The organism is Staphylococcus sp. GDX8P80P (assembly GCF_017893095.1).
GTDB classification, from domain to species: domain Bacteria; phylum Bacillota; class Bacilli; order Staphylococcales; family Staphylococcaceae; genus Staphylococcus; species Staphylococcus borealis.
Window position 1 is genome coordinate 1 of sequence record NZ_JAESMI010000166.1, and the last position, 7,093, is coordinate 7,093.

Below are 7,093 nucleotides of genomic sequence, written 5' to 3' on the forward strand. Positions count from 1 at the left end.
ATAAATAAGAACATGATGAACGACCGTTAAATTTGTACTGCAATCGCGCCCGATTGCTGAACAGATTAATAATAGATTTTAGCTTTTTATTTGTTGAAAAAAGCTAATCAAATTGTTGTCGGGATCAATTACTGCAAAGTCTCGTTCATCCCACCACTGATCTTTTAATGATGTATTGGGGTGCAAAATGCCCAAAGGCTTAATATGTTGATATAATTCATCAATTCCCTCTACTTCAATGCGGCAACTAGCAGTACCAGCAATAAACGACTCCGCACCTGTACAAACCGGTGAATCATTACTACGAGAGCGCCAGCCTTCATCACTTGCCTCCCATAGATGAATCCGAACCTCATTACACATTAGAACTGCGAATCCATCTTCATGGTGAACCAAAGTGAAACCTAGTTTATCGCAATAAAAACCTATACTCTTTTTAATATCCCCGACTGGCAATGCCGGGATAGACTGTAACATTCTCACGCATAAAATCCCCTTTCATTTTCTAATGTAAATCTATTACCTTATTATTAATTCAATTCGCTCATAATTAATCCTTTTTCTTATTACGCAAAATGGCCCGATTTAAGCACACCCTTTATTCCGTTAATGCGCCATGACAGCCATGATAATTACTAATACTAGGAGAAGTTAATAAATACGTAACCAACATGATTAACAATTATTAGAGGTCATCGTTCAAAATGGTATGCGTTTTGACACATCCACTATATATCCGTGTCGTTCTGTCCACTCCTGAATCCCATTCCAGAAATTCTCTAGCGATTCCAGAAGTTTCTCAGAGTCGGAAAGTTGACCAGACATTACGAACTGGCACAGATGGTCATAACCTGAAGGAAGATCTGATTGCTTAACTGCTTCAGTTAAGACCGAAGCGCTCGTCGTATAACAGATGCGATGATGCAGACCAATCAACATGGCACCTGCCATTGCTACCTGTACAGTCAAGGATGGTAGAAATGTTGTCGGTCCTTGCACACGAATATTACGCCATTTGCCTGCATATTCAAACAGCTCTTCTACGATAAGGGCACAAATCGCATCGTGGAACGTTTGGGCTTCTACCGATTTAGCAGTTTGATACACTTTCTCTAAGTATCCACCTGAATCATAAATCGGCAAAATAGAGAAAAATTGACCATGTGTAAGCGGCCAATCTGATTCCACCTGAGATGCATAATCTAGTAGAATCTCTTCGCTATCAAAATTCACTTCCACCTTCCACTCACCGGTTGTCCATTCATGGCTGAACTCTGCTTCCTCTGTTGACATGACACACATCATCTCAATATCCGAATAGGGCCCATCAGTCTGACGACCAAGAGAGCCATAAACACCAATAGCCTTAACATCATCCCCATATTTATCCAATATTCGTTCCTTAATTTCATGAACAATCTTCATTCTTTCTTCTCTAGTCATTATTATTGGTCCATTCACTATTCTCATTCCCTTTTCAGATAATTTTAGATTTGCTTTTCTAAATAAGAATATTTGGAGAGCACCGTTCTTATTCAGCTATTAATAACTCGTCTTCCTAAGCATCCTTCAATCCTTTTAATAACAATTATAGCATCTAATCTTCAACAAACGGGCCATATTGTTGTATAAGTGATGAAATACTGAATTTAAAACTTAGTTTATATGTGGTAAAATGTTTTAATCAAGTTTAGGAGGAATTAATTATGAAGTGTAATGAATGTAACAGGGTTCAATTAAAAGAGGGAAGCGTATCATTAACCCTATAAACTACGTCTGCCCTCATTATTGGAGGGTGAAATGTGAATACATCCTATTCACAATCGAATTTACGACACAACCAAATTTTAATTTGGCTTTGCATTTTATCTTTTTTTAGCGTATTAAATGAAATGGTTTTGAACGTCTCATTACCTGATATTGCAAATGATTTTAATAAACCACCTGCGAGTACAAACTGGGTGAACACAGCCTTTATGTTAACCTTTTCCATTGGAACAGCTGTATATGGAAAGCTATCTGATCAATTAGGCATCAAAAGGTTACTCCTATTTGGAATTATAATAAATTGTTTCGGGTCGGTAATTGGGTTTGTTGGCCATTCTTTCTTTTCCTTACTTATTATGGCTCGTTTTATTCAAGGGGCTGGTGCAGCTGCATTTCCAGCACTCGTAATGGTTGTAGTTGCGCGCTATATTCCAAAGGAAAATAGGGGTAAAGCATTTGGTCTTATTGGATCGATAGTAGCCATGGGAGAAGGAGTCGGTCCAGCGATTGGTGGAATGATAGCCCATTATATTCATTGGTCCTATCTTCTACTCATTCCTATGATAACAATTATCACTGTTCCGTTTCTTATGAAATTATTAAAGAAAGAAGTAAGGATAAAAGGTCATTTTGATATCAAAGGAATTATACTAATGTCTGTAGGCATTGTATTTTTTATGTTGTTTACAACATCATATAGCATTTCTTTTCTTATCGTTAGCGTGCTGTCATTCCTGATATTTGTAAAACATATCAGGAAAGTAACAGATCCTTTTGTTGATCCCGGATTAGGGAAAAATATACCTTTTATGATTGGAGTTCTTTGTGGGGGAATTATATTTGGAACAGTAGCAGGGTTTGTCTCTATGGTTCCTTATATGATGAAAGATGTTCACCAGCTAAGTACTGCCGAAATCGGAAGTGTAATTATTTTCCCTGGAACAATGAGTGTCATTATTTTCGGCTACATTGGTGGGATACTTGTTGATAGAAGAGGTCCTTTATACGTGTTAAACATCGGAGTTACATTTCTTTCTGTTAGCTTTTTAACTGCTTCCTTTCTTTTAGAAACAACATCATGGTTCATGACAATTATAATCGTATTTGTTTTAGGTGGGCTTTCGTTCACCAAAACAGTTATATCAACAATTGTTTCAAGTAGCTTGAAACAGCAGGAAGCTGGTGCTGGAATGAGTTTGCTTAACTTTACCAGCTTTTTATCAGAGGGAACAGGTATTGCAATTGTAGGTGGTTTATTATCCATACCCTTACTTGATCAAAGGTTGTTACCTATGGAAGTTGATCAGTCAACTTATCTGTATAGTAATTTGTTATTACTTTTTTCAGGAATCATTGTCATTAGTTGGCTGGTTACCTTGAATGTATATAAACATTCTCAAAGGGATTTCTAAATCGTTAAGGGATCAACTTTGGGAGAGAGTTCAAAATTGATCCTTTTTTTATAACAGGAATTCAAATCTTTTTGTTCCATTAAAGGGCGCGATTGCTGAATAAAAGATACGAGAGACCTCTCTTGTATCTTTTTTATTTTGAGTGGTTTTGTCCGTTACACTAGAAAACCGAAAGACAATAAAAATTTTATTCTTGCTGAGTCTGGCTTTCGGTAAGCTAGACAAAACGGACAAAATAAAAATTGGCAAGGGTTTAAAGGTGGAGATTTTTTGAGTGATCTTCTCAAAAAATACTACCTGTCCCTTGCTGATTTTTAAACGAGCACGAGAGCAAAACCCCCCTTTGCTGAGGTGGCAGAGGGCAGGTTTTTTTGTTTCTTTTTTCTCGTAAAAAAAAGAAAGGTCTTAAAGGTTTTATGGTTTTGGTCGGCACTGCCGACAGCCTCGCAGAGCACACACTTTATGAATATAAAGTATAGTGTGTTATACTTTACTTGGAAGTGGTTGCCGGAAAGAGCGAAAATGCCTCACATTTGTGCCACCTAAAAAGGAGCGATTTACATATGAGTTATGCAGTTTGTAGAATGCAAAAAGTGAAATCAGCTGGACTAAAAGGCATGCAATTTCATAATCAAAGAGAGCGAAAAAGTAGAACGAATGATGATATTGACCATGAGCGAACACGTGAAAATTATGATTTGAAAAATGATAAAAATATTGATTACAACGAACGTGTCAAAGAAATTATTGAATCACAAAAAACAGGTACAAGAAAAACGAGGAAAGATGCTGTTCTTGTAAATGAGTTGCTAGTAACATCTGACCGAGATTTTTTTGAGCAACTGGATCCAGGAGAACAAAAACGATTTTTTGAGGAAAGTTATAAATTATTTTCCGAACGATATGGCAAGCAAAATATTGCTTATGCAACAGTTCATAATGATGAGCAAACCCCTCACATGCATTTAGGTGTTGTGCCTATGCGTGATGGAAAACTGCAAGGAAAAAATGTGTTTAATCGTCAAGAACTGTTATGGCTACAAGATAAATTCCCCGAGCATATGAAAAAACAGGGTTTTGAGTTGAAGCGTGGTGAACGTGGCTCTGACCGTAAACATATTGAGACAGCTAAATTTAAAAAACAAACTTTGGAAAAAGAGATTGATTTTCTAGAAAAAAATTTAGCAGTTAAAAAAGATGAATGGACTGCTTATAGCGATAAAGTTAAATCAGATTTAGAAGTACCAGCGAAACGACACATGAAAAGTGTTGAAGTGCCAACGGGTGAAAAGTCCATGTTTGGTTTGGGAAAAGAAATAATGAAAACAGAAAAGAAACCAACCAAAAATGTTGTTATATCGGAGCGTGATTATAAAAACTTAGTGACTGCTGCGAGAGATAACGATAGGTTAAAACAGCATGTTAGAAATCTCATGAGTACTGATATGGCGAGAGAATATAAAAAATTAAGTAAAGAACATGGGCAAGTTAAAGAAAAATATAGTGGTCTTGTAGAGCGATTTAATGAAAATGTAAATGATTATAATGAGTTGCTTGAAGAAAACAAGTCTTTAAAGTCTAAAATAAGCGATTTAAAGCGTGATGTGAGTTTAATCTATGAAAGCACTAAGGAATTCCTTAAGGAACGTACAGACGGCTTAAAAGCCTTTAAAAACGTTTTTAAGGGGTTTGTAGACAAGGTAAAGGATAAAACAGCACAATTCCAAGAAAAACACGATTTAGAACCTAAAAAGAACGAATTTGAACTAACTCATAACCGAGAGGTAAAAAAAGAACGAAGTCGAGATCAGGGAATGAGTTTGTAAAATAAAAAAAGCACCTGAAAAGGTGTCTTTTTTTGATGGTTTTGAACTTGTTCTTTCTTATCTTGATACATATAGAAACAACAAGTTTTTATTTTTATAGTTTACATCGCGTTTAAAGTGTTGGTGTGATTGGCTTTATAAGGTTAATGAACCTTTAAAAATCCTTGCACAGAAAAATACCCTATGTTATTGTTTAAGTTACCACACAAAAACAAATTTACATAGGGGGTTTCTGTATTAATTATGTGCAATAATAATAGCATTAATTCAGATGAAAAATCAAGTGTACTAATCGACAAAACAAAAAGTGGAAAAATAAGACCTTGGCGAGAAAAGAAAATGGCAAATGTAGATTATTTTGAACTCTTGCATATTCTTGAATTTAAAAAGGCTGAACGTGTAAAAGATTGTGCAGAGGTACTTGAATATAAAGTGAGTTATGAAACGGGAGAAAAAACGTTATATCGTGTGTGGTTTTGTAAATCTCGATTATGTCCAATGTGCAACTGGAGGAGAGCAATGAAGCATGGTATTCAGTCACAAAAGGTTGTTGCAGAAGTTATCAAACAAAAACCAACAGTTCGTTGGCTTTTCCTTACGTTGACCGTTAGAAATGTTTATGATGGTACTGAATTAAATAAAAGTTTATCGGATATGTCAAAAGGTTTTAATCGTATGATGAAATATAAGAAAATTAATAAAAACTTAGTTGGTTTTATGCGAGCGACAGAAGTAACTGTAAATAATATAGATAATTCTTATAACCAACACATGCATGTGTTGGTTTGTGTAGAAAGCACTTATTTTTATAACACTGAAAACTATGTGAATCAAAAGCAATGGATTCAATTTTGGAAAAGAGCTATGAAATTAGATTATGATCCAAACGTTAAAGTCCAAATGATTCGACCAAAAAATAAACATAAATCTGATATAAAATCAGCCATTGATGAAACTGCAAAATATCCAGTAAAAGATACAGATTTTATGACTGATGACGAAGAAAGAAATTTGCAGCGTTTAGCTGATTTGGAGGAAGGACTTTATCGAAAAAGATTAATTTCATATGGTGGTTTATTAAAGGAAATTCATAAGGAATTAAATCTTGATGACGCAGAAGATGGCGATTTAATACATACAGATGATGAAGAAAAAGCAGATGAAGATGGCTTTTCTATTATTGCAATGTGGAATTGGGAACGGAAAAATTATTTTATTAAAGAGTAATTCAACAAAAGGGCCAAGATTGTTTAAGCAAAACAAGACAAGTTAAGGGGTGCAGTTTACGCACCCCTTAACTTACTTATTAAATAATTTATAGCTATTGAAAAGAGACAAGAATTGCTCAAAGCTAATATTGTTTAAATCGTCAATTCCCGCATGTTTTAAGGATTTGTTAAATTGATTCTTTGTAAATATTTTCTTGTATTCTTTGTTAACCCATTTCATAACGAAATAATTATACTTCTGTTTATCTTTGTACGATATTCTTGATTTTTTTCTATTTAATCTGATAAGCGAGCTATTCACTTTAGGTTTAGGATGAAAATATTCTCTTGGAACCATACTTAATATAGAAATATCAACTTCTGCCATTAAAAGTAACGCCAATGAGCGCTTTGTATTCAATAACCTTTTAGCAAACCCGTATTCCACGATTAAATAACTCTCATCAGCTATACTTTCAAAAACAACTTTGCGTATTATATCCGTACTTATGTTGTAAGGTATACTACCAAATATTTTATAGGATTGGTTTTTAGGAAATTTAAACTGCAATATATCCTTGTTTAAAACTTGAAAATTATCGTGATTAACAAGTTTATTTTCTGTAGTCTTGCATAATTTATGGTCTATTTCAATAGCAGTTACGAAATTACACCTTTGTACTAATTCAAGGGTAAAATGCCCTTTTCCTGAGCCAATTTCAAAGATATTATCATGTTCATTTAAGCTTATATTTGTCATTATTTTATCTATATTACGTTTCGAAGTAATAAAGTTTTGACTGTCTTTTATATTTTTTTTGTTCATTATAATCCTCTTTCTTATAAACTTAAAATAATTATAGCACAAGCTCTGATAAAT

At 34.3% G+C, this 7,093-nt stretch carries 7 protein-coding genes; 4 read left to right on the forward strand and 3 right to left on the reverse strand.

Going from position 1 to position 7,093, the window contains the following annotated elements; translation table 11 throughout:
• Positions 1–78 precede the first annotated feature (78 nt).
• Positions 79–483, reverse strand: a complete 405-nt coding sequence (bleO, locus tag KA858_RS11910; protein ID WP_001242578.1) for a bleomycin binding protein — start codon at positions 481–483, stop codon at positions 79–81.
• A 216-nt stretch (positions 484–699) separates the two neighbouring features.
• Positions 700–1,461, reverse strand: a complete 762-nt coding sequence (aadD1, locus tag KA858_RS11915; protein WP_001014230.1) for an aminoglycoside O-nucleotidyltransferase ANT(4')-Ia — start codon at positions 1,459–1,461, stop codon at positions 700–702.
• A gap of 245 nt (positions 1,462–1,706) precedes the next feature.
• Here aadD1 and KA858_RS13115 point away from each other — a divergent pair, with 245 nt between their 5' ends.
• The 4 genes from KA858_RS13115 (at position 1,707) to KA858_RS11935 (ending at position 6,232) form a co-directional block, all read left to right on the forward strand.
• Positions 1,707–1,769, forward strand: a complete 63-nt coding sequence (locus KA858_RS13115; protein ID WP_012779615.1) for a tetracycline resistance efflux system leader peptide — start codon at positions 1,707–1,709, stop codon at positions 1,767–1,769.
• Positions 1,770–1,802: 33 nt separating this feature from the next.
• Positions 1,803–3,179 (forward strand): tetracycline efflux MFS transporter Tet(L), encoded by a 1,377-nt coding sequence (tet(L), locus tag KA858_RS11925; RefSeq protein WP_001574277.1) that lies wholly within the window; start codon positions 1,803–1,805, stop codon positions 3,177–3,179.
• Positions 3,180–3,742: 563 nt separating this feature from the next.
• A complete protein-coding gene (gene mobV, locus KA858_RS11930) occupies positions 3,743–5,005 on the forward strand; it encodes a MobV family relaxase (RefSeq protein WP_000119405.1) in 1,263 nt (420 codons plus the stop codon).
• Positions 5,006–5,248: 243 nt separating this feature from the next.
• Positions 5,249–6,232 (forward strand): protein rep, encoded by a 984-nt coding sequence (locus KA858_RS11935; RefSeq protein WP_014125933.1) that lies wholly within the window; start codon positions 5,249–5,251, stop codon positions 6,230–6,232.
• A 72-nt stretch (positions 6,233–6,304) separates the two neighbouring features.
• Here the strand turns inward: KA858_RS11935 and erm(C) are convergent, their stop codons facing one another.
• The gene (erm(C), locus tag KA858_RS11940) at positions 6,305–7,039 is read right to left on the reverse strand and encodes a 23S rRNA (adenine(2058)-N(6))-methyltransferase Erm(C) (protein WP_021286044.1); all 735 of its coding nucleotides are present in this window, start codon (positions 7,037–7,039) and stop codon (positions 6,305–6,307) included.
• Positions 7,040–7,093 lie beyond the last annotated feature (54 nt).